The 22,166-nt window shown below is 64.7% G+C and carries 16 protein-coding genes; 15 read left to right on the top strand and 1 reads right to left on the bottom strand.

The window, feature by feature from the left end:
* Positions 1 to 269: 269 nt before the first annotated feature.
* The 6 genes from QMF22_RS11055 (at position 270) to leuA (ending at position 10,880) form a co-directional block, all read left to right on the top strand.
* Positions 270 to 746: a DUF2975 domain-containing protein gene (locus QMF22_RS11055; RefSeq protein ID WP_283453506.1), complete on the top strand. Its 477-nt coding sequence runs from the start codon at positions 270 to 272 to the stop codon at positions 744 to 746.
* Positions 746 to 994 (top strand): helix-turn-helix domain-containing protein, encoded by a 249-nt coding sequence (locus QMF22_RS11050; RefSeq protein ID WP_283453504.1) that lies wholly within the window; start codon positions 746 to 748, stop codon positions 992 to 994. Before QMF22_RS11055 ends, QMF22_RS11050 begins: the two co-directional genes overlap by 1 nt.
* Positions 991 to 4,737, top strand: a complete 3,747-nt coding sequence (locus QMF22_RS11045) for an SCO7613 C-terminal domain-containing membrane protein (protein WP_283453503.1) — start codon at positions 991 to 993, stop codon at positions 4,735 to 4,737. The genes QMF22_RS11050 and QMF22_RS11045 overlap by 4 nt, the downstream gene beginning before the upstream one ends.
* Before the next feature lie 202 nt (positions 4,738 to 4,939).
* Positions 4,940 to 6,268, top strand: coding sequence for an alpha/beta hydrolase (locus QMF22_RS11040; RefSeq protein ID WP_283453501.1), 1,329 nt, complete (start codon positions 4,940 to 4,942; stop codon positions 6,266 to 6,268).
* The gene (locus QMF22_RS11035; RefSeq protein WP_283453499.1) at positions 6,265 to 8,934 is read left to right on the top strand and encodes a bifunctional lysylphosphatidylglycerol flippase/synthetase MprF; all 2,670 of its coding nucleotides are present in this window, start codon (positions 6,265 to 6,267) and stop codon (positions 8,932 to 8,934) included. Before QMF22_RS11040 ends, QMF22_RS11035 begins: the two co-directional genes overlap by 4 nt.
* 179 nt (positions 8,935 to 9,113) lie before the next feature.
* Positions 9,114 to 10,880, top strand: coding sequence for a 2-isopropylmalate synthase (gene leuA, locus QMF22_RS11030; RefSeq protein ID WP_283453498.1), 1,767 nt, complete (start codon positions 9,114 to 9,116; stop codon positions 10,878 to 10,880).
* Positions 10,881 to 10,977: 97 nt separating this feature from the next.
* Here the strand turns inward: leuA and QMF22_RS11025 are convergent, their stop codons facing one another.
* Positions 10,978 to 11,655 (bottom strand): hypothetical protein, encoded by a 678-nt coding sequence (locus QMF22_RS11025; RefSeq protein ID WP_283453497.1) that lies wholly within the window; start codon positions 11,653 to 11,655, stop codon positions 10,978 to 10,980.
* Between the two features lie 169 nt (positions 11,656 to 11,824).
* On the opposite strand from QMF22_RS11025, the gene recO reads away from it, so the two are divergent.
* The 9 genes from recO to QMF22_RS10980 all read left to right on the top strand — a co-directional run bounded on the left by recO (position 11,825) and on the right by QMF22_RS10980 (position 22,160).
* On the top strand, positions 11,825 to 12,565 hold the full coding sequence (gene recO / locus QMF22_RS11020) for a DNA repair protein RecO (protein WP_283453495.1): 741 nt from the start codon (positions 11,825 to 11,827) through the stop codon (positions 12,563 to 12,565).
* Positions 12,562 to 13,380, top strand: coding sequence for an isoprenyl transferase (locus QMF22_RS11015; protein ID WP_283453493.1), 819 nt, complete (start codon positions 12,562 to 12,564; stop codon positions 13,378 to 13,380). The genes recO and QMF22_RS11015 overlap by 4 nt, the downstream gene beginning before the upstream one ends.
* Before the next feature lie 61 nt (positions 13,381 to 13,441).
* Positions 13,442 to 14,143 (top strand): DsbA family oxidoreductase, encoded by a 702-nt coding sequence (locus QMF22_RS11010; protein ID WP_283453491.1) that lies wholly within the window; start codon positions 13,442 to 13,444, stop codon positions 14,141 to 14,143.
* Positions 14,144 to 14,240: 97 nt separating this feature from the next.
* Positions 14,241 to 14,375 (top strand): hypothetical protein, encoded by a 135-nt coding sequence (locus QMF22_RS11005; protein ID WP_283453489.1) that lies wholly within the window; start codon positions 14,241 to 14,243, stop codon positions 14,373 to 14,375.
* A gap of 138 nt (positions 14,376 to 14,513) precedes the next feature.
* Positions 14,514 to 15,686 carry a tRNA dihydrouridine synthase DusB gene (gene dusB / locus QMF22_RS11000; protein WP_283453487.1) on the top strand — a complete coding sequence of 391 codons (1,173 nt, stop codon included), beginning with the start codon at positions 14,514 to 14,516 and terminating at the stop codon, positions 15,684 to 15,686.
* A complete protein-coding gene (locus QMF22_RS10995; RefSeq protein ID WP_283453485.1) occupies positions 15,679 to 16,929 on the top strand; it encodes a deoxyguanosinetriphosphate triphosphohydrolase in 1,251 nt (416 codons plus the stop codon). Before dusB ends, QMF22_RS10995 begins: the two co-directional genes overlap by 8 nt.
* A 317-nt stretch (positions 16,930 to 17,246) precedes the next feature.
* Positions 17,247 to 19,118 (top strand): DNA primase, encoded by a 1,872-nt coding sequence (gene dnaG, locus QMF22_RS10990; protein WP_283453483.1) that lies wholly within the window; start codon positions 17,247 to 17,249, stop codon positions 19,116 to 19,118.
* A gap of 215 nt (positions 19,119 to 19,333) precedes the next feature.
* Positions 19,334 to 20,968, top strand: a complete 1,635-nt coding sequence (locus QMF22_RS10985) for an ABC transporter substrate-binding protein (RefSeq protein ID WP_283453481.1) — start codon at positions 19,334 to 19,336, stop codon at positions 20,966 to 20,968.
* A 100-nt stretch (positions 20,969 to 21,068) separates the two neighbouring features.
* A complete protein-coding gene (locus tag QMF22_RS10980) occupies positions 21,069 to 22,160 on the top strand; it encodes an ABC transporter permease (protein WP_283453479.1) in 1,092 nt (363 codons plus the stop codon).
* The last annotated feature ends 6 nt before the right edge of the window (positions 22,161 to 22,166 follow it).

Raw genomic sequence — 22,166 nt, 5'->3', positions numbered from 1 at the left:
GTGCAGCAGCATGTGATGGTGTGCACAGAGCATTATGGCGAAGTCGATGTTGGAAAGTACAAGGTCAGACTGCATTTCTATGTGACCTGCTCAGCGTCGTGGACAGGGTCGCCGACGGTATCCGGTATCTCTGAAGCCTAGGGGCTGTGCAGGCGCGAGCTGTCCCGGCGGCGAATCTCGGTAGCGGAATATGCCCGAGCTGTGTTGCTCGCAAGAATGTGTGTATATCGTTTATCGATAGATTCAGACCGATAAACGATAGGATTCACATGCATCGCTCGGCGATCGTCACCCTGAAAACACTCATCTTCGTGCTGATCACACTGCTTCTGGCGTGCCAGGTCTTTGTCATCCCAGCGGTCGCGCAGCAGATGGTCGAAAAATCCCCCCAACTCGACTATCTCCAGGTACCCGGGATAGTGGTCACCGTGGGGTTCCTGCTCTGCGTGCAGGTCGCACTCGGCTGCGTGTGGCGCCTGCTTTCGCTGGTGCGGGCATCCATCATTTTCAGGGATCACGCCTTCAGGTATGTCAATATCATCCTCGGCCTGGTCGCCCTGGCGACCCTCCTCCTCCTCGGGTCCTTCACCACCCTGGCGGTCGCCGGTGTGGCCTCGCCCTCGGTCATCATGCTGTGCTCACTCGGAATCGTCGTGGGCTCGGGACTGGCCTTGATGATCGTTGTGATGCGCGGGCTCCTCCATCAAGCTTCCCAACTCGAACACGATCTCGGGGAAGTGGTCTGATGCCCATCGTGATCAACCTCGACGTCGAACTCGCCAAGAAGAAGATGTCGGTCGCCGACTTCGCCGCCGCGATCGACATCACGCCGGCGAACGTATCGGTTCTTAAGAATGGTCGAGCTAAGGCCGTGCGATTCTCCACCCTGGACTCGATCTGCCGCGTGCTCGACTGCCAGCCCGGCGACATCTTCGTGTGGGTCCCTGAAGATGAGGCGGCCGCAGAGGCAAAGTCAGCGGCGGCGGGGTCATGAGCATGCCGCGAGCTGTTCAGCCTTGGAACGACGTCGCGATTGGCCATCTGCTCGACCGCACGTCGTGCCCCGTTTGCGCGGCCGCCCTGCCCGACAGCCCCTGTCGCAATTGCGGCGCCGAACTCGTCGGTGTTCTTGCGGAAGAACTCTGGTCAGCCTCGGAGGCGGCCGCCGCGGCGCTCGTGGAACGACAAGAGGCACTCGTCCGCCTGTCGCATCCGCCCCATGCGATCGACGCCGAAGACAGCGCCGTGCCCACGCCGGCACCGATTCCACAACGGATGCCCGCCCAACCTGGCGCGGGCGCGGCGGCCACTGCGGGCCCGTGGTCCAGCGCGACGGTGCAGTCCGTGCTCGCAGTCGCGGGCGCTGGATTGTTCGCCGTCTCCGCTGTCGTCTTCACCTTCTTCAACCCCGACCTCGAAGATCACGCTTTGCGCAGCGTGATCGTCGGGCTGATCACCATCCTCTTTCTCGGCGGCGCCTGCCTGCTGGCCCACCGCAAGCTGCAATTCTCGGCCGAAGCCGTCGGCGGTCTCGGGATGGTCTTCGTCGCCCTCGACGTCTACGCGTTCTCGGAACTCGCGCCGAACGGAATCAGCCCGTGGGTGCTAGCCGCCGTCGGAACACTCGTCAGTGGCGGTGTCATGGTCTTAGTGGCGACGCTCGCGAGCATTCGCAGCTGGCTCTGGATCTCGCTTGCCGGGCTCACTCTCGCTCCGGCGATGCTGGGCTACGCGGGCGAAACCACACTGTCGGAGATCCTGGGACTCCTCGGAGTTGCCTTCGTCGCGCTCGCCCTGATCGGCACGACAGCCGCCTTGGCGCAACGGTTTGATGAGCGCCTCCGGTTCGAACGTATGACTCTTGCAACGATTCAGATTGTCGCCACCGGCATCGCAGTGGCCCAGCTCGGATTCATCGAGTTCACCACCACAACCGAATACTGGCTGACGATCGCCGCAGTGCTGACGGGTGTCGCCCTGCTCGCCCTGCTCACGATTGGGCAGGTGGCCACGTTGGTCTGGAGCGCCGTAACGAGCGCTGCCGCGATGGCCGCCGCGGTCAGCCTGCCGTTCGCACTCGACCTCGGCGCGCACGGCGGGGGCGAGTGGTACCTGGCCGTCGCCCCCGCAGCAGGTGCCGCCGCCCTTCTCCTTCTTCAGGAGTGTGCTCCGAGAGCCCGCTCCCTCGATCGCCGAGCATTCCTGGGTGGTGCATTCGCCATTGCCGCTGTGAGTGTACTCTTGACCGTTCTCATGGCCGTGATGATCGGGGCCGTAACGGTGCTCACCTCGCTCACCGGCTCAGCCAGCGGTGCGATCGGCCTCATGCCCGCGCACGGCTTTCTCGCCGTTGTAATCGGCCTGGGTGCGTTGTCGGCCGGACTCGGAGCCTTCTCGGTATTGACCAGGCGTACCGCTAAAACGGATGCTTCCCAGCTCGATATTGCTTCCCGAAGGCTGGCCGCGTGGACGGGATCAATTGCGATCTGGCTCGCCGCCCTCGCCGGGCTGGTTTTTGCCTGTCAGCCCATCGTGCCGCTCTGGTCGCGCATCGCGATCGCCCTGAGCCTGGCTGTAGCAGCGAGCATCGCGCTCGTCGCTCTTCCGCGCGTCCGGAACGCCTCGCTGGGGATGCGGCTGCCACTCGTGCTTGGCATCCATTTCGCGCTGCTGCTGGCCGTTGTCTGCTCCTTGGCCGATGATGGTGTCACCGTCTGGGCCGGCATAGCCATCGTCGCGACCATCGCCGTCATTGCGCAGACCGTGCCGTCCGGGATACGGTTTCTGCACGTCGGCGCGGGTTATGCCTACGCGCTCGTCATCGTCGCGATTGGACTCGACCAACTGGGCCTCGGCACCATCGCCGTGCTCTGCCTGACCACGTCGCTCGGCTCGCTCGGCGCGATTTCGGCGACCTTCCTGCGACGGGTCGGGCCTTCGGCCTGGTACGCGATTCTGGTCGTGACGTTTGTGCCGTTCATGATCGGCGTCGCGCAGGTGCTGTTCGAGCGCAGCGGCTGGACAGCCCTCTCGACCGCCCTCATCTTCTTACTGGCACTCACCCTCCTCAATACTCGACGTGCGGGCCTCGGCATTGTGCTCCGCACGATCGCCGCCGGCCTCCTCGTTCCCGCTCTTGCCGTCGTGGTGATCTGCCTCGGCGCGCAGGTGCTCCTCGGCAGCGCGTCTCCGGTGACGCTGCCGTTGATCGCGGCCATTGTCGCTATCGTGCTCCCGAGCACCGGACTGATCGGGTCGATGCTGGGGCTGCGGGGGATTGGGCCGAGGGATGCCGCGGCCGCCCGGATTGCGATTGAATCTTCGACCCTGCTGACCGCGGTGATCGCGGTCCAGCTGGCGCTCGTACGCGTCGCTGCCGGGCTGCCGACGACCTTCATCGTGCTGGTCATCCTCGGGCTCGGCACTGCCGCCACGGCATTCTGGGCCAAGCGCCGGTACGGCTGGTGGGTCGCCGCCGCCTCATTCACCGGCGCGCTCTGGTGTCTGTGGGCCCTCGCCGGAATCAGAACGCTTGAACCCTACCTGCTGCCGCCCGCCCTGGCCGCCGCAATTGTCGGCCTGATCCTCACCGCACGCGGTTCTCGCGTTGTATCGCTGTATGCGGCGGGCCTGGTCCTAGCCATCGCCCCCATCCTCGTGAATCTGGCGGTATCCGGCACGGGAGCTGCCGCCCTCGCCCCGTGGCGTGGCTATGGGCTCGTCGTCGCATCGTGGCTCCTGCTTGGCGTCGGCGGTGTGCTCGGCCGAGGCTGTTCGGTGCGTGCCGGACTGCTCCGAGCGCTGCAGATTCCAACCCTGGGCGTAGCGATTGCCGCCGGGGCAGCCGGCGCGATTCAGGGGGTCAGATTCGGTTTCGGTGCCGATCCTATCCTCACCGGAGGTGTGCCGCTCGTTCTGCTCTGCTTCGGAATCGGCTTGGCCGGAGCACTGCCGGCGGCCCTCGGCGCTGGCGCCATCCGCAAGGTCGCGCCGGAGGGATCGCGGTTGGCCCGCACTCGCTGGCTTTATGCGCCTCCGGCGGTGTTCCTTGCGGTCGCCACCTGGTCATCGATCGATCGCGATTGGTTCACAATCTGGATGGTGTGGGCTCTCATGGTCGCCTACCTCGTGACCGTCGTCGTTATCGCCTGGCGGCTCCGCACCCGAACGACGAGTCTGCCACCCGTGTGGTTCGTCTTCGGCATCGCATTCGTCACGGCGATCGTGGCGTGGAGTCCGCGAGACCTGCGCGTCGAGTGGTTCTCTCTGCCGCTTGGCCTTTTTCTGCTGACGGCCGGCGCTGTAATACTAAATGGTGCGCGAGCGCATCCAGTCGATGCCGGCACGAGAGGCACCATCAGCAGCTGGCCGGCCCGCTGGAACGGCTCCTGGCCCTTGCTGGCCCCCGGAATCGTGGCCCTTCTGTCGGCGTCGGTCACGGCCACCTTCACTGACCCGCAGACTTGGCGGGCGATCCTCGTGATCGTCATTGCGCTCCTCGCCATCCTGATCGGCTCGAGTCGCAGGCTAGCAGCCCCGTTCCTAATCGGAATCGTCGTGCTTCCGCTCGAGAATGCTGTGGTTTTCCTGGTGCAGATCGGCCGGGGGATCGAGTCGATGCCGTGGTGGATCACCCTCGCTGTCGTCGGTGCGGTACTTCTCATCATCGCCGTCACCTATGAGCGCCGAGCGGGCGAAGACAACAGAATCGCCGATCGGCTGCGAGACCTGCGTTGAGAGCCGGCGCAGCGACGCTCGGCCAGCAGAGCATGCGCGATGGGGAGTAGGCGCGCCCCTCCCGCGACCGAGGGGCGGCATCCGATTACCGACTGGGAGCGGGCTGTCAGCCAGCCGTGACTTTTGGGGGCACTGGCTGAGAACTCCGCGATGCCCGTCTGCGAACGTGCCGGTGGTGCCAGAGTAGGTTCGGAGGCTCTGGATGAACTCGCTGCTCTCAGACATCAACCCGCTGGATGTCAATCTGATTGACGCTCCCCTCCTCGCGGCGCTCTACGGCGCCACTGGTCTTGCACTGCTGCTCGTGTTGCTCGGCCCAACCGGTGTGCGTCGCGCGGTACTAACCGTCATCGGTGCCGTCGTCGGGGCTGCCGCTGGATGGGTGCTGGCCTGGTTGGTCAGCGACGTCTGGGATCCCTGGGGCGTGTCACTGTCGATCGCCACCCGGCTCTGGACCGCAGCGCTGGGCGCCAGCGTCGCTATCGTGCTACTGAACCTGCGCGACCAGGCTCGGTGGCGACGGGTCCTCGCTATTTGCGCTCTGCCGCTCTGCCTGCTCAGCGCCGCAGCCGGGATCAACGCCAACGTCGGGCAATTTCCGACGCTGCGAGTGGCTCTCGGTCTGGCCAGTTTTCCGCAGCTGGACCAAGCGCTGGCTGCGGCTCGCAGTGACACTCCCGCGGCTGCCACGGCCGGTGCGGCGAGCAGCGCGGGCGACGGAATCGTCGGCACCGTCACGATTCCGGCGACGGTCTCCGGGTTTGCCGCACGACCCGCCCTGGTCTATCTGCCGCCCGCAGCCATGGGAACCAACCCGCCGGCGCTGCCCGTGGTCGAGATGCTGTCCGGCCAACCCGGCAGCCCGAGTGACGTGTTCACGGCCGGCGGCTTGGCCAGCATTCTCGACCGGTATGCCCAGGCGCACTCCGGCCTCGCCCCCATCGTCGTGGTTCCCGACCAGCTCGGCGCGCCCGACAACAATCCGATGTGCGTGGACTCGAAACTCGGCAATGCGGCCAGCTACCTCACCGTCGATGTTCCCACCTGGATCCGCGCGCACCTGCACGTGGTCGCCCAGCCTCTCGGCTGGACCATCGCCGGGTTCTCTCAGGGCGGCACCTGTTCAATTCAACTGGGCGCGGCGCACCCGCAGCTTTACGGTACGATTTTGGACATCTCGGGAGAGCTCGTTCCCAGCAACGGAAGCGAGGCGCACACGGTGGCAGCCGGTTTCGACGGCAGTGCCGCTTCGTATGCCGCGGCAGCGCCATCAGCTATTCTCGCCGCCCACGCACCCTATGCCGATCTCGCTGCGATCTTTGTGGTCGGTGACGGTGACCTGCGCTTTCTGCCGGGGGTGCACGCGATTGCGGATGCTGCCCATCGCGCCGGCGTCGACAGTCGCCTCTTCGAATCATCGGGTACAGCCCACGACTGGCACACCGTCGACTACGCGTGGACCACGGCCCTTCCCCTCATCGCCGCCCGAACCGGGCTGCTCGCTCCGCACGCGGTGGCGATGACCCGATGACCAGCGAACAGATGGCGCACGAACCGGCCAAGCGCATCCGGGCGCCGGAGCGTGCTGAGACCCTGAGCGCGCCAGCGGCAGCCGCAGCCGCGCCAACCCCGACCGCTCCGGCCCCGGACCGTCCTGTCCGGCCGGAGCGAATGCCGACCGCGTCGGCAACCGCTCGGGGCTCGTTCCGGGTGCGCTCCGCATTGGCGGGGCTCCACCGACTAGGTTCGAACCGGCCGTTCGCGGTCGCATTAGCGAGCGTCCTTCTGCTCGTCGCGCTGGTCAGCGGGGTGATTTCGGGGCCGTCGCGGGGCATCCGTCTCTTTTTCGGTACCGGCTACGAGTCGGTCATCGATCGCGGACACTGGTGGTCGCCGCTCACCTCGGTATTCTTCGTCGACAACGGCGCCGAACTGTTGTTGGCGCTGGCCGGCGCGCTCGTGCTGCTGGGATTCGCCGAACGGCTGATGGGAACCCGGCGCACCGTCATCGCCTTTCTGATCACCTCGATTCTCGGTGCCGGAATCGGCCTCGGCGCTCAATACCTCGGCGTGGCCGGCGGCGAGATGTGGTCGCGCGGCGTGAGCGAGTTGTGGGCGACCGACCCCTTCACTCCTATGTTCGGCAGTGCCGTGGCGGCCAGCTACTTCGCTGGGCCGCTCTGGCGGCGGCGCATCCGGGTGCTCGGCCTGTCGACGGTACTCGTGCTCGTGCTCTATTCCGGCCAGCCCTCCGACCTGTACCGGCTGCTGGCCGCGGTCGTCGGGCTCGGCGTCGGCTGGCTGTGGCGCCCGCCGCTGCGGGTCACGTCCTGGCGGCGCAGCTCCGACCACGAAACCCGCACGCTGCTCGCGGCCATCGTCGGCATGGTAGCGGTCGGTCCGGTGATCACCATCTTCTCTGGCGCCCGGTTCGGTCTGCTCGCACCGCTGGGCATGCTGCTCACCCAGGACGTTCCGACGGCCGGGGAGGTTGTCGACCGCTGTCTACTGGGGGATATCACCCGGCAGTGCGTGCAGGAACTCAGCCTCGAACGCATCGGCGGGGCCGGGCCGGTTCTGGTCAGCCTGCTGCCGTTGCTCACCCTTGTCGTTGCCGCGTTCGGGCTGGCCCGCGGACGGCGGTTCGCCGCGTGGCTGGCGATCACCATCAACACCGGGCTGGCCCTGCTCGCAGCCTGGTATTACGGGCTGCTGCCGATCTCCGGTCAGGACTACGTCTGGCAGTGGCATTCCGGTCGGTACTGGGAGGTCACGCTCATCCTCGTGGTGTCGGTGCTCGTTCCGCTCGCCGTTGCCCTCGTTATCCTCGGCCATCTGCGCCGTTTTCCGGTTGCCTCCCGCGCCGGCGTGCGACGTCGGTTCGTGCTCGTGACTTTCGGAAGCCTCACCGCCCTCGCCACGTTCTACATCGGCATCGGATGGCTGCTCCGCGCCCATTTTCGGCCAGCCGTCACGCTGCTCGACCTGCTCGCGGACCTGCCGGAGCGCTTCATTCCGGTCGGGTTCCTGCGCCTCGAGCGGGTGTCTTTTCTTCCGGCCGACCCGCTTGCCACCGCCCTGTACGACGGCGTCGGCGCTGCATTCTGGATCGTTGTATTCGTCGGGGCAATCCTCTGCCTGCGGAGCGCGTCGGTCGGCCCGACCGCCGACGCACCGGGGCAGCTGCGCACCCTGCTCGCCGACCACGGCGGCGGATCGCTCGGGTTCATGACGACCTGGACCGGTAATTCCCTCTGGTTCACCGCGAGCGGACGCACGGCGATCGCCTATCGCGTGGTCAACGGCATCGCCATCACCACGTCGGAACCGGTCGGACCGCCGTCCGAGGCCGCCGAAGCCGTGGCCTTCTTTGCCCGCATGTGCGACGACCACGGTTGGGTGCCGGTGTTTTACAGCCTGCACGAGAGCTGGCACCCGGTCTTCAACGCGATGGGCTGGCACACCATGCAGGTGGGGGAGGAGACCCTGCTCAATCCGAGCGGCTGGAGCACTACCGGAAAGAAGTGGCAGGACATCCGTTCCTCCGTGAACCGGGCCGACCGTGCCGGTGTGCGGGCAGTCTGGACCAGCTACCGGGCGCTGTCCCTGGCCCAAGCGGCGCAGATCGCTGAAATCTCGGAGCAGTGGGTGCAAGAGAAGGAACTCCCCGAACTGGGGTTCACCCTCGGTGGTCTCGACGAACTGCGGGACCCGGCAGTGCGCCTTATGCTCGCCGTCGACGATGCCGAGCGCGTGCACGCCGTCACCAGCTGGCTGCCGACCTATCGCGACGGCGAGATTGTGGGCTACACCCTCGACTTCATGCGGCGCCGCCCGGACAGCATCAACGGGGTGATGGAATTTCTGATCGCCCAAACCGCCGAGCGGATGCAGCAGAGCACACAGATCGAGTTTCTCAGCCTGTCCATAGCGCCGCTAGCCCCGGCTGCCGGGCCCAGGCAGGGGGGCGTGGCCGATCGGCTGCTCGAATACCTTGGGCGCACGCTCGAACCGGTGTACGGGTTTCGGTCGTTGCTCGCGTTCAAACGTAAGTTCCAGCCGGAGTTCGCGCCCGTTTTCATGGCCTTCCCCGACCCGGTCGCGCTGCCGGAGATCGGATTTGCCCTGGCCCGTGCCTACCTGCCGAGCCTGTCGATGCGGGAGGTCGTCACCTTGATGCGCGGGCTGAGCCAGTAGTATCCGCTGGCCGAGGCGGTGCCAGTAACGGTGGTATCAGGGCTGCCAAACGGTGCTAGCCTGAAAATGTGTTGAACGGTTCGCTCCTCCTTAGCTGCCGCGACGAGTCCTAATCTAAAGGCCTCCCTCGTCGCGGCGTTCGTCGTTGGCTGTATGACACCCCACGAGGAAACAGGATCATGAAGAACAATCAGACCGCATCCACCCTGCCGATTCACCGCTATCAGCCGTACCACGAGCAGTTCGCCGTTGAACTGCCCGACCGTACTTGGCCGAACAAGCACATCACGGTCGCGCCGCGCTGGTGCGCGGTCGACCTGCGTGACGGCAACCAGTCGCTCATCGACCCGATGAGCCCCGAGCGCAAGCGCATCATGTTCGACCTTCTCGTGCGCATGGGCTACAAGGAGATCGAGGTGGGCTTTCCTTCGGCGAGCCAGACCGACTTCGACTTCGTGCGCAGCCTCATCGACGAAAACGCTATCCCTGACGACGTCACCATTCAGGTACTGACCCAGGCCCGTGAGCACCTGATCCGCCGCACCTACGAGTCGATCACCGGCGCCAAGCAGGCCATCGTGCACTTCTACAACTCCACCAGTATTTTGCAGCGCGAGGTCGTGTTTCGCGAGCAAAGGCAGGGCATCGTCGATCTGGCCCTGTTCGGGGCCCGCCTGTGCAAGGAGATGGAAGCCACTATTCCCGGCACGACCGTCTACTACGAGTACTCACCAGAGAGCTTCACCGGCACCGAACTCGACTTCGCCGTCGACATCTCCAACCAGGTCATTGAGATTTTGCAGCCCACCGCAGAGCGCAAGGTCATCGTCAACCTGCCGGCCACGGTCGAAATGGCCACACCCAACGTCTACGCCGATTCCATCGAGTGGATGAGTCGGCACCTGACCCAGCGCGAGAACATTCTCATCTCGCTGCACCCGCACAACGACCGCGGAACCGCCATTGCCGCTGCCGAACTCGGCTACCTCGCCGGGGCCGACCGCATTGAAGGCTGCCTGTTCGGAAACGGTGAGCGCACCGGAAACGTTGACATCGTCGCCCTCGGCGTGAACCTGTTCACTCAGGGAATCGACCCGCAGATCGACTTCAGCAACATTGACGAGATCAAGCGCACCGCCGAGTACTGCAACCAGTTGCCGGTGCCCGAGCGCCAGCCCTGGGCCGGTGACCTCGTCTTCACCGCTTTCAGCGGGTCGCACCAGGACGCCATTAAAAAGGGCTTCGAGGCGATGGACGCCGAGGCGGCCAGGCAGGGCTGCACCGTCAACGACCTGGTCTGGGCCGTCCCCTACCTGCCGATCGACCCCAAGGACCTCGGCCGCAGCTACGAAGCCGTCATCCGGGTCAACTCGCAGTCGGGCAAGGGCGGCGTCGCCTACCTGCTCAAGACCGACCACGCCCTCGACCTGCCGCGCAAGCTGCAGATCGAGTTCTCCGGCGTCGTGCAGGCCAAGACCGACGCCGAGGGTGGCGAGGTCACGAGCGAGCAGATCTGGGACATCTTCAACGACGAGTATCTGCCTGCCGCGATCAAGCACCCCGAAGCCAAGTGGGGCCGGTTCGAACTGCACTCCACTCGCACCGCAAGCGATCTCTCCGGCACGGTCGACCTCGCGGTTGAACTGCGCGATGGCGACACCGTTGCGCAGGCGACCGGATCCGGCAACGGCCCGATCAACGCGTTCCTCGGCGTGATGGCCGAGCGCGGCATCGCCATCACCCTGTACGACTACGTGGAACACGCGCTTTCCGCCGGCGGCGACGCGCAGGCGGCCGCCTACGTCGAGCTCGACGTGAACGGCAAGCGGTACTGGGGCGTCGGCATCGACGCCGACATTTCCACCGCCTCGCTGAAGTCGGTCGTGTCTGCCGTCAATCGGGGCATCCGGGCCGAGGTCAGCGACCTGGAGCTGGCCGCCGTCTAGCAGCATCCGCTCTTGGCACTCACTCGAAAGCCCAGAACCGTCAGTTCGGCTCTGGGCTTTCGTTGCACCATCCGGGTGCGGTCGGAAGGCCTGATACTCAGGCGAGGGCGGGCAGGTTCACCGTGCGATCCAGCGTGCGAGCGCCGAGCAGGTCCCGGCAGTCGCTGATTGCGTGGTCCAGCAGGGTGTAGAGCCGGGCGTCCGGGTCGGCGATGCAGGCCTCACCAATGCCCTGCACGGCAACACGAATGATCGTGTCGGCGGTACGCGGCGTGAACTTGGTGTGCGACCAGGAATGCGCACTCCCGATGAAGTCACGCGCCCAACGTTCGGCGTCCGGTGCTTCATCGAGAGCGGCCCGAATGAGCGGGCGCATTCGCTCGGCGAGCGCCGGATCCAGAATGGATGCGTTCCGCTCGCAGGTCAGCACGCCCACCGCGAGCGCGCGCTGGCGTTCCAGGCTCGCCACCGGAAGCGCTTCGCATCCGGCGCGCAGGGCGACAGCAACCTCGACTCGCCTATCGGAACCGGTCAGTCCGATCACAGACGGAATCAGCAGCGCGAGCCGCGACCTGGCGTCGTCGGAACTGCAGTCGTTGACCATGCGAGCCAGCGAGGCGAGCACCGGATGGGTGCAGGCTGGGTGGTCGCTCCACGACTCGCCGGCGAGGTAGGAGGCGAATTCCATGAAGCAGCCGCCGCTCTTCGGAGTGCGGTGTTTGCCACGTGAGAGCACGGGCATAATGTCGGGCAGGCTGCCCTGGACTGGTTTCATGAAAACCTCCATACCACGGGAATAGGTGCCTTTAAGTGTCCCCCCGTCCGGCCCGAAAAACCAGAGCCAAGACTGACTAGTGACAAAATTTCAGCGCTAAATGGGCATCCGTTTTGTAGGGGAGGCCAGCCGTGACCGTACTTACAGTGACGAGGTGGGATAATTGCCTGTGCCTGTCTACCGAGATGAAGCCGTCGTGCTGCGCACCCACAAGCTGGGTGAAGCCGACCGCATCGTCACCATGCTCACCCGAGCGCACGGCAAGGTGCGCGCTGTCGCCAAGGGCGTGCGGCGCACCGGCTCCAAATTCGGTGCCCGGCTCGAACCGTTCATGGTCGCCGACGTACAGCTGTATGAGGGCCGCAGCCTCGACATCATCACCCAGGCCGAGTCGCTCGGCTCCTACGGCGCCCTGATCACCGCCGACTACGGAAGCTACACCGCCGCGAGCGTCATGGTCGAAACCGCCGATAAGCTCACCGAGTCCGAGGGGTCACTGCAGCAGTACCTGCTGCTGGTCGGCGCGTTGCGATCGCTGTCCCGTCAGGAACATGGCTCCCACCTCACCCTCAACTCCTATCTCTTGCGCGCCGTGTCGATGGCCGGCTGGGCGCCGAGCTTCCAGGACTGTGCCCGCTGCGGTGCGGTCGGCGCTCTCAGCGAGGGTGGGCAACACAGCGCCATGGTCGTACAGATGGGCGGGATCGTTTGCGATGACTGCGCCCCTCCCGGTTCGCCTCGGCTCGACGCCGCGACGATCGAACTGCTCAGTGCGCTGCTCACCGGCGACTGGGAACACGCGAGCGCCAGCCCCGAGCGCACCCAAAACCAGGCGGCCGGGGTCGTCGCTGCCTACACGCAGTGGCATCTGGGCCGTGGGCTCCGCTCGCTGGAACACGTCGCCCGATGATGGCGAGCCTGTTTGGCTTCAAGGGTGCCACCCACAAGGACGCCGTACCGTTCAAACCGCTCGATTGGACTGGTCTCTACCCGCCGGATCTTCCCGGCAAGGTCGTGCCCGAGCACGTCGCCGTCGTCATGGACGGCAACGGCCGCTGGGCCAACGGCCAGGGCCTCACCCGCGTCGAGGGGCACAAAGCCGGCGAGGCCGCTCTCCTCGACGTCGTCGCCGGCGCCATTCAGATCGGCGTCAAGCATCTCAGCGTCTACGCCTTCTCCACCGAGAACTGGAAGCGTTCGCCCGACGAGGTTCGTTTTCTCATGGGATTCAACCGTGACGTCCTGCATCGACGCCGCGATCAGCTCAACGAATGGGGCGTGCGCATCAAGTGGGCCGGGCGTAAGCCGAAGCTGTGGGCATCCGTCATCAATGAACTGCAATTCGCCGAGAAACTCACCGCCGGCAACGACGTGCTCACTCTCACCATGTGCGTGAACTACGGCGGACGAACCGAAATAGCGGATGCCGTGCGCGCGCTGGCGGAGGACGTCGCCGCCGGCAGGCTGAAGCCGTCGGGCATCACCGAGAAGGCCATTGCGAAGCAGCTCTATGTGCCCGAACTGCCCGACGTGGACCTGTTCGTGCGCAGCTCGGGGGAGCAACGCACGAGCAACTTTCTGCTCTGGCAGAGCGCCTACGCCGAGATGGTCTTTCTCGACACCTTGTGGCCGGACTTCACCCGGGTCGACCTCTGGCGGGCAGTCGAACTGTACGCCTCGCGCAACCGGCGCTACGGCGGAGCGGTCGACGCCCCCACGCCCTGAACGCCTCCTGCCAATATTCCCTGCGGGGAATACAGGGGCGCAGGGCCTCGTTGGCCCGAGTGTGACTGACACAACTACTACCGACATTTCTGCCCCCACGAACTCCGACCCGATCAAGGTCGATATCTGGAGCGATGTGCAGTGCCCCTGGTGTTACATCGGCAAACGTAAGTTTGAAGCCGGAGCCGCCCAATTCGACGGCGCCGTCGAGGTCGAGTACCACAGCTTCGAACTCTCACCCGATACCCCGGTCGACTTCGACGGTACCCCCTCTGAATACCTCAGCCAGGCCAAGGGTATGACGCCCGCTCAGGTAGCCGAGATGCTCGAACGCGTCACCGGCATCGCCGAGAGCGTTGGACTGCACTACGACTACGACTCCATACACCAGACCAACACTGTGATCTCGCACGAATTGCTGCACTACGCCAAGGCGCACGGACGTCAGCTCGACATGAAGGAACGCCTGCTCAAGGCCTACTTCATCGACGGCCGCCACGTGGGTCGGATCGAGGACCTCGCCGACCTCGCCGAAGAGATCGGTCTGGACCGTGCCGACGTCGTGCGGTCGCTCACCGCTCACGAATACCTCGCCGCGGTCAAGGCCGACGTGGCGCAGGCCGGCGCCTACGGCATTCAGGGCGTTCCGTTCTTCGTCATCGACGGCCGTTACGGCATTTCCGGCGCGCAGGATCCGACGGCGTTCACGCAGGCCCTCGACCAGGTTCGAGCCGACCGTTCGGACGGCGTTACCTCCGCGTAGCAGCCATACTCAGCGAACTCGCGTAGCCTGATGGGTAAGCAACCAGCTTCACCCGCTGACGTTCACCGTTTCACCCAATTGATTCAGGAGATAACTCATGACTGACACCATCGCCTCCACCCCGCCCGTTTTCACCGACGCTGCCGGCCGCCCCACGATTGAGCTCCTGGGCGCTGACGCGGCGACCGACGAGGCCGCCGGCTCCTGCTGCGGTGGCGGCTGCTGCAGCTGATTTGAACTCATCTCGACACGAACGCAGCTGCCGCAGGCCTGGTGACCAGGCACGGCAGCTGCGTTTCTGTGTGGGCGGGGGCATCCGTTCTGCCATGGATTCGAAGCATCCCTCGCTTTCTGGGAGAATTGACGCAACATGACTTCACCCACACCCACTGTTGACCTGGCGGCACCGATCGGACCACTGCGGATCGGCCCGCTCACGCTCGACGTACCGGTGGTTCTCGCACCGATGGCCGGCATCACCAATACGGCGTTCCGTCGGCTCTGCCGCGAATACGGTGCCGGACTGTTCGTCAGCGAGATGATCACCTCCCGGGCACTCGTTGAACGCAACACCGAGACGATGCGGCTGATCACCCATCATGAGAGCGAAACCACGCGCTCCATTCAGTTGTATGGCGTCGATCCAAAAACGGTCTCCGAAGCGGTGACTATGCTCGTCGCTGAAGACCGCGCCGATCACATCGACCTCAACTTCGGCTGCCCGGTGCCCAAGGTCACCCGTAAGGGCGGGGGAGCGGCCCTTCCGTGGAAGATCGGCCTGTTCCGCCAGATCGTCGAAGCCGCCGTCACCGCGGCCGGCGCGGTTCCGTTGACCGTGAAAATGCGCAAGGGCATCGACGCCGACCACCTCACCTACATTGAGGCCGGCAAGGCCGCCGCCGGAGCCGGCGTGGCTTCCATCGCCCTGCACGGCCGCACGGCCGCCGAGTTCTATTCCGGCCACGCCGACTGGTCGGCCATCGAACAGCTCAAAAACGCAATCAGCGACGTGCCGGTGCTCGGCAACGGCGACATTTGGTCCGCCGACGACGCCCTGCGCATGGTGCGGGAGACCGGATGCGACGGCGTCGTCGTCGGGCGCGGCTGCCTCGGCCGTCCGTGGCTGTTCGGCGACCTCACCGCAGCATTCCGCGGTCAGGAGCTCAAGGCCGAACCCGGCCTCGGCCAGGTCATCAACGCCTTCCGCCGCCACGCCGAACTGCTCACCGAATACTTCGACAGCGAAGACCGCGCTTGCCGCGATATTCGCAAGCACGTGGCCTGGTACTTCAAGGGCTACCCGGTGGGCGGCGACCTGCGCGCGAGCCTCGCCATGGTGCAATCCCTGGCCCAGCTCGACGACCTGCTGGGCACCCTCGACGCTTCGTTGCCGTACCCGGGTGCGGACGTCGAGGGGCCGCGCGGTCGGGCGGGAACACCGAAGAAGCCGTCGCTGCCCGAGCACTGGCTCGAGTCGCAGGACCTTTTCGGTGCGGAGCGACTGAATTTGACCGAGGGCGAAGGGGACACCAGCGGTGGCTAACTCAAACGGATACAGCGAGAACGACGAGGCCCGTTGGTTTCCCGAAGAGCACTACTCCAGGCGCAGTGATTTCGCCCGGGACCGGGCACGCCTGTTGCACTCGAGCGCCCTCCGCCGCCTCGCCGCAAAAACACAGGTGCTCAGCCCCACAGCGGGGCTCGACTTCGCCCGCAACCGTCTGACCCACTCGCTCGAGGTCGCCCAGGTCGGGCGGGAGATCGCCTCGCGCCTCAACGTCGACCCCGACATCGTCGATACGGCGTGTCTCGCGCACGACATCGGGCATCCGCCGTTCGGTCATAACGGAGAGAAGGCCCTCAGCCTCTGGTCGGAGGACATCGGCGGTTTCGAGGGCAACGCGCAGACCTTGCGCCTGCTCACCCGACTCGAGCCCAAGGTATTTGGGCCCGACGGTCAGAGCTATGGCCTCAACCTCACCCGGGCGAGCCTCGACGCGAGCTGCAAGTACCCCTGGCCGGAAGGTTCCTCGGTCTACGACCCGAGCGGGCGTGCCAAGTTCGGGTTCTACCAGGACGATATTGCCGCGTTCGAGTGGCTGCGAGACGGAGCCCCCGACCGCCAGCTCTGCATTGAAGCGCAGGTGATGGATCTCTCGGACGACATCGCGTACAGCGTGCACGACTTTGAGGATGCCATCGTCAATGGCTACGTCGACGTGGCAGCCCTGAGCAGCCGCGCCAACCACGATGAACTCCTCGCGACAATGTCGGAGTGGGTCGGCGATGAATCGAGCGCCGACGATCTCGCGACCGCGTTCAACCGCCTCGATTCCCTCGATGTCTGGATGGACTCCTGGACCGCCGGGCGCCGCGACCAGGGCCACCTCAAGAACCTCACGAGTAATTTGATCGGCCGGTTCAGCGGTGCGGCCGTGCACGCCACCAAGGAGGCGCATCCCGGTGCGAACATGTTGCGCTTCGGCGCGAACGTGATCGTGCCCCGAGAGATCCAGGCCGAGATCTCGGTGCTCAAGGGCATCGTCGCTGCCTTCGTCATGACCCGCAACACCCGCAAGCCCATCTACGTGCAGCAGCGCCAGGTGCTCACCCTGCTCGCCCAGACCCTGCACGACTCCGGCGACGAACACCTCGACCCCGGCTTCCGCGAGGACTGGCACGCTGCGGCCGACGATGCCGGCCGCAAGCGCGTCATCGTCGACCAGGTGGCCAGCCTGACCGACCAGTCCGCCCTGGCCTGGTACGAGCGCTTGGTGCAGGGCTAGTCCCGTCCCCGCCCCGCCTGTACTGCGGACGGGGCCCGGGCCCCGTCCCTGGGCCCAGTTTATAAACTGGGCCCGCGTTCACAACATGGGCCCGACACCAAACTCGTTCTGAACTGTGGCGGGGACGGGATTTCCGCGGGGTGGCGAGTTTTGAGTGTTTCCGGGGGCCGCCGCACGCTCTTCGCGGTGGTCCCTGGAAATACTCAATGTTTGAGCGAGGAGCGGATGTCCCGTCCCCGCCGCTCGTCTCGAAAACGGCTACGGACCGTCGCCCACGGGGAACCGAACCTGTCGCACCGAGAAGATAGAATTTGATCATGGCTGGACTGATTCGACAAAGTGACATCGAAGAGGTCAAGGCCCGCACCAATATTGCTGACGTCGTCGGTGACTATGTCACCCTGAAATCCGCCGGTGTCGGCTCGATGAAGGGCCTCTGCCCCTTCCACGACGAGCGCAGCCCGAGCTTTCACGTGCGCCCACAGGTCGGTTTTTACCACTGCTTCGGATGCGGCGAGAGCGGCGACGTCTACTCCTTTCTGCAAAAGATGGACCACGTCAGCTTCAGTGAGGCCGTCGAACGTCTGGCCGGACGAGTCGGCCTTGACCTGCACTATGAAGACGGCTCCGGCGCCACCCCCGACCACGGCAATCGTGCTCGTCTGCTCGCGGCCAACCAGGCGGCATCCGATTTCTTCATCGAGCAGCTCGGCAGCGCCGGCGCTGAGGTCGGCCGGGCCTTCCTGGGCCAGCGCGGATTCGACGCCACTGCCGCTGAACGATTCGGAGTCGGCTTCGCGCCGAAGAGCTGGGACGAACTGACCAACCACCTGCGCGGCCGGGGTTTCAGCACCGAGGAGCTCATCCTCGCCGGCCTGGTTTCGAGCCGCGAGGGATCCAGTGGCATCTATGACCGCTTTCGGGGCCGCCTGGTCTGGCCCATTCGCGACATCACTGGGCAGACCATCGGCTTCGGCGCCCGCAAACTACTCGACGACGATAAGGGCCCGAAATACCTCAACACCCCGGAGTCGCCGGTGTACCACAAGGCCCAGGTGCTCTACGGACTCGACCTCGCCAAACGTGACATCTCGCGCAGCCACCAGGTGGTTGTGGTCGAGGGGTACACCGACGTCATGGCCTGCCACCTGGCCGGCATCACCACGGCCGTCGCCACCTGCGGCACCTCGTTCGGCGTCGACCACATCAAGGTTCTGCGCCGCGTGCTCGGTGACGACTCGGGCGTCGGCGAGGTCGTGTTCACCTTCGACCCGGATGCCGCCGGTCAAAAAGCCGCCATGCGCGCCTTCAGCGAGGAACAGCGCTTCTCCGCCCAGACCTACGTAGCAGTGGGGCCGGAAGGCCTCGACCCCTGCGACCTGCGCCTGCAACGCGGTGATGACGCCGTGCGTCGCCTGGTCGACTCCAAGAAGCCCATGTTCGAGTTCATGATTCGGCAGATTCTTTCCCAGTACAACCTCGACACCGTCGAGGGCCGAACGGCCGCCCTGCGCGCCGCAGCCCCCGTCGTCGGCGAGATTCGCGACCCCGTACTGCGCCCCGGCTATACCCGGGAACTGGCCCGCATGCTCGGCGTCGACATGGGCGACGTCGCCAAAGCGGTGACGAACGCCCAGTCCGGCGCACGCGCATCTTCGAGCGGCGGCCCGAACGCGCCCCGGCACGGCGGCGCTATCGAAGTCCTGCCGGAACGTCCGTTCTCGCTGGTCGAACTGCCCACCGACCCGGTCACGAGGCTCGAACGCGACGGCCTCATGGCCATGCTGCAGCGACCCACCCTGATCGGCCGGGATATCCTCGACAGCGCGGTGCAGACATCCTTCTCCAATACGTCGCTCGCGGTGGTGCGCGACGCGATTGCTGCGAGCCTGCCGCACTTCGAGGCGTCCGACTGGCTCGAACGGGTCGTCGCCGAGGTGCCGGATGGTTTCAAGAACCTGGTTCAGGAACTCGCCATGGCGAACCTTCCGGAGCGCACCGAGAAGGACGTCACTCGTTACGTGCGCGACATCACGATCGTGCTGATCGACAAGGACCTGCTGCGGCTTAAGGCCGAATTGCTCGGTCGCCTGCAGCGAGCGGATGCCAGCGACACCGAGATATATCGCACCCTGCAGCGTGAACTTGTGCGGGTCGAGGCCGAACGCCGAGCCCTCCGAGACGACTAGCACATCCGCCGGCGAGCGCACTCGAAGCAACATCTGAGCGCTGAATTTCAGACTGCAACATATGAGCCGGACTTTGTTGCAGATATGTAAAGAAGCTGCGGCTGATCGTGGTTATCTGCGAATTCTGTGCTAATTCTTACCTAACAGCAATGTACAGTTGCGCCCTTTTGGGGTTCTCCTGAGCATGAGACTTCTACAGGAAGAGGACGACGGATATGACATCCGCATTCACTAACGGCAAGCGCGCTCTCGTTGCCACAACCGGACTCGCGGTCGCCGCACTGGTTCTGTCCGGCTGCGCTTCCGGCGGTAACACCACCCCGGCGGCCACCGGTGGCCCCATCACGATCGGAACAACGGACAAGGTGACCACGCTCGACCCGGCCGGCTCCTATGACAACGGTTCCTTCTCGGTGCAGACCCAGGTCTTTCCATTCCTCATGAGCAGCGAATTTGGAACCGCGGATGTCAAACCAGACATCGCGGTCAGCGCCGAGTTCACAGCGCCCACAGAATACACCGTCACCCTCAAGCCCGACCTCAAATGGGCCAACGGCAACGCTCTCACCGCCTCTGACGTCAAGTTCAGCTTCGACCGCCAGCTGGCGATCGCGGCCGATACCGGCCCGTCGTCGCTGCTCTACAACCTCGACAGCACTGCTGCTGTGGACGACACCACGGTTGTCTTCACGCTCAAGGCCGGGAACGACCAGATCTTCCCGCAAATTCTGTCCAGCCCCGCCGGCGTGATCGTGGATGAGGACTCCTTCTCCGCGACGGAGGTCACCTCCGACGATGAAATCGTTGCGGCGGAGGCTTTCGCCGGCCAGTACGTGCTGACCAGCTACGACTTCAACAACCTCCTCTCCTACAAGGCTTACGAGGGCTACGAAGGTCTGCTTGGCGCGCCCAAGACCGACGTCATCAACGTCAAGTACTACACCGACGCTTCGAACCTGAAGCTCGACGTGCAGGAAGGCAACATCGACGTCGCATGGCGCAGCCTCTCCGCGACCGACATCGACGACCTGCGCGGCAACGACGCAGTCAAGGTCGTAGACGGTCCCGGTGGAGAAATTCGCTACATCACCTTCAACTTCAACACGCAGCCTTTCGGCACGACGACCGCTGACGCCGACCCGGCCAAGGCCCTCGCCGTTCGTGCAGCGGTCGCTGACGTTGTTGATCGCGCCGAGCTCGCCGATCAGGTCTACAAGGGCACCTACACCCCGCTGTACTCCTACGTTCCTGCCGGAATGACCGGCGCAACCGAATCGCTCAAGGGTCTTTACGGAGACGGCCAGGGCGGTCCGGATGTCGAAAAGGCCAAGGCTGACCTCGCTGCAGCCGGCGTGACCACGCCGATCGCACTCAACCTTCAGTACAACGCCGACCACTACGGCCCCGGCTCGAGCGACGAGTATGCGCTGATCAAGGACCAGCTGGATGCCTCCGGCCTGTTCACGGTCAGCCTGCAGTCGACCGAGTGGGTGCAGTACTCCAAGGACCGCGTAGCAGACGTGTATCCCGCTTACCAGCTCGGCTGGTTCCCGGACTATTCGGACGCTGACAACTACCTGGCCCCGTTCTTCGCCGAAGGTAACTTCCTCAAGAACCACTACGACGACGCCGACGTTACTGCCCTGATCCAGAAGCAGGCCGTCACCACCGACGCCGCAGAGCGTACCGCGCTCATCGAGGAGATTCAGGACAAGGTTGCGGCTGCGCTTTCGACCGTGCCGCTGCTTCAGGGCGCCCAGGTTGCTGTCACCGGAACTGACATCACCGGAACCGGGGACACACTTGATGCGTCCTTCAAGTTCCGTTACGGCGCGCTGGCCAAAGGCTAGACCGTACAGCGACTAGAGTTTTCTCTAGTTTGATCACCGGGGGTGTTCAGCGACACGATCGCTGGATGCCCCCGATTCTTTTTGCAATTGTGAGGTAGTAATGACCACTGTGGCGATGAAGCCGCCCGTACCGGCGGCCGGGCGTATTTCCAAGAAGAAATCCAGCCCGGGCGGTGGAATAGGCCGTTACCTTCTCATACGCTTCTTGCTCATCTTCCCCACCATTTTTATCCTGGTGTCGATGGTGTTCTGGCTCATGCGTACGACCGGAGACCCGATCACCGCCGCCCTCGGCGGCAAGCTCGGCCCAGATCAGCTTGCCGTACTCATCCACGACGCCGGCTACGACCGACCGATCATTATTCAATATTTCGAATACCTCGGCCAGGTCTTCACCGGCAACTTCGGCACGACCATCAGCACGAATCGTCCCGTGTCTGAAGTGCTGTTCACCTACGGATCCGCGACGGCCGAGCTCGTGTTCTACGCTCTCATTGTGGCCTTCATCGTCGGAATCCCGCTCGGCATGGTCGCCGCCTACTGGCGGGACAAAGCACCGGATGCCTTCCTCCGCGTCTTCGCAATCCTCTGCTACGCCACCCCGGTATTTTTCGCGGGGCTACTTCTCAAGCTCGTCTTCGCGGTTTGGCTCAAGGCCCTACCCGTTGCCGGCCGAGCCACCGTCGGTTCCGAATTACAGATGCAGTTTCTTCCGGACAAGACCGGTATCTATCTGATCGACTCAATCAAGACGGGTGATCCCGCCGTACTGGGTGACGTTCTTCTGCACGCAGTGCTTCCCGCGTTAGCGCTGGGACTCCTGACGGCCGGAGTGTTCCTGCGACTCGTGCGCACCAACGTCATCGGAACCCTGGGCACGGACTATGTCAATGCTGCTCGTTCGCGGGGAGTGAATGAGTTCCGTCTGGTCAGCAAGCACGCCTATCGACCCGCGCTGATTCCGATCATCACCGTCATTGGATTGCAGGTGGCACTGTTGCTGGGTGGAGCCGTGCTGACGGAAACCACCTTCGAATGGAAGGGCCTGGGCTTCATGCTCATCGAATTCATCAAGGCCCGTGACTTCGTAGCGGTGCAGGGAATCGTCGCCCTTCTCGCCGTGATCGTGGCCCTGTCCAACTTCATCGTGGACATCATCGCCGCGCTCATCGACCCGCGTGTGAGGTACTGACCATGA

The sequence above is a fragment of the Cryobacterium sp. PH31-L1 genome (assembly GCF_030063145.1).
Lineage (GTDB): Bacteria > Actinomycetota > Actinomycetes > Actinomycetales > Microbacteriaceae > Cryobacterium.
The sequence above is the reverse complement of the archived record's forward strand: the minus strand, read 5'-3'. Positions and strand labels throughout refer to the sequence as shown.

What these genes read in the sequence shown, in the direction of transcription:
- QMF22_RS11055 (WP_283453506.1), top strand. Translation starts at nt 270, where the DNA reads ATGCATCGCTCGGCGATCGTCACCCTGAAAACACTCATCTTCGTGCTG.
- QMF22_RS11050 (WP_283453504.1), top strand. Translation starts at nt 746, where the DNA reads ATGCCCATCGTGATCAACCTCGACGTCGAACTCGCCAAGAAGAAGATG.
- QMF22_RS11045 (WP_283453503.1), top strand. Translation starts at nt 991, where the DNA reads ATGAGCATGCCGCGAGCTGTTCAGCCTTGGAACGACGTCGCGATTGGC.
- QMF22_RS11040 (WP_283453501.1), top strand. Translation starts at nt 4,940, where the DNA reads ATGAACTCGCTGCTCTCAGACATCAACCCGCTGGATGTCAATCTGATT.
- QMF22_RS11035 (WP_283453499.1), top strand. Translation starts at nt 6,265, where the DNA reads ATGACCAGCGAACAGATGGCGCACGAACCGGCCAAGCGCATCCGGGCG.
- leuA (WP_283453498.1), top strand. Translation starts at nt 9,114, where the DNA reads ATGAAGAACAATCAGACCGCATCCACCCTGCCGATTCACCGCTATCAG.
- QMF22_RS11025 (WP_283453497.1), bottom strand. Translation starts at nt 11,655, where the DNA reads ATGAAACCAGTCCAGGGCAGCCTGCCCGACATTATGCCCGTGCTCTCA.
- QMF22_RS11015 (WP_283453493.1), top strand. Translation starts at nt 12,562, where the DNA reads ATGATGGCGAGCCTGTTTGGCTTCAAGGGTGCCACCCACAAGGACGCC.
- QMF22_RS11005 (WP_283453489.1), top strand. Translation starts at nt 14,241, where the DNA reads ATGACTGACACCATCGCCTCCACCCCGCCCGTTTTCACCGACGCTGCC.
- dusB (WP_283453487.1), top strand. Translation starts at nt 14,514, where the DNA reads ATGACTTCACCCACACCCACTGTTGACCTGGCGGCACCGATCGGACCA.
- dnaG (WP_283453483.1), top strand. Translation starts at nt 17,247, where the DNA reads ATGGCTGGACTGATTCGACAAAGTGACATCGAAGAGGTCAAGGCCCGC.
- QMF22_RS10985 (WP_283453481.1), top strand. Translation starts at nt 19,334, where the DNA reads ATGACATCCGCATTCACTAACGGCAAGCGCGCTCTCGTTGCCACAACC.
- QMF22_RS10980 (WP_283453479.1), top strand. Translation starts at nt 21,069, where the DNA reads ATGACCACTGTGGCGATGAAGCCGCCCGTACCGGCGGCCGGGCGTATT.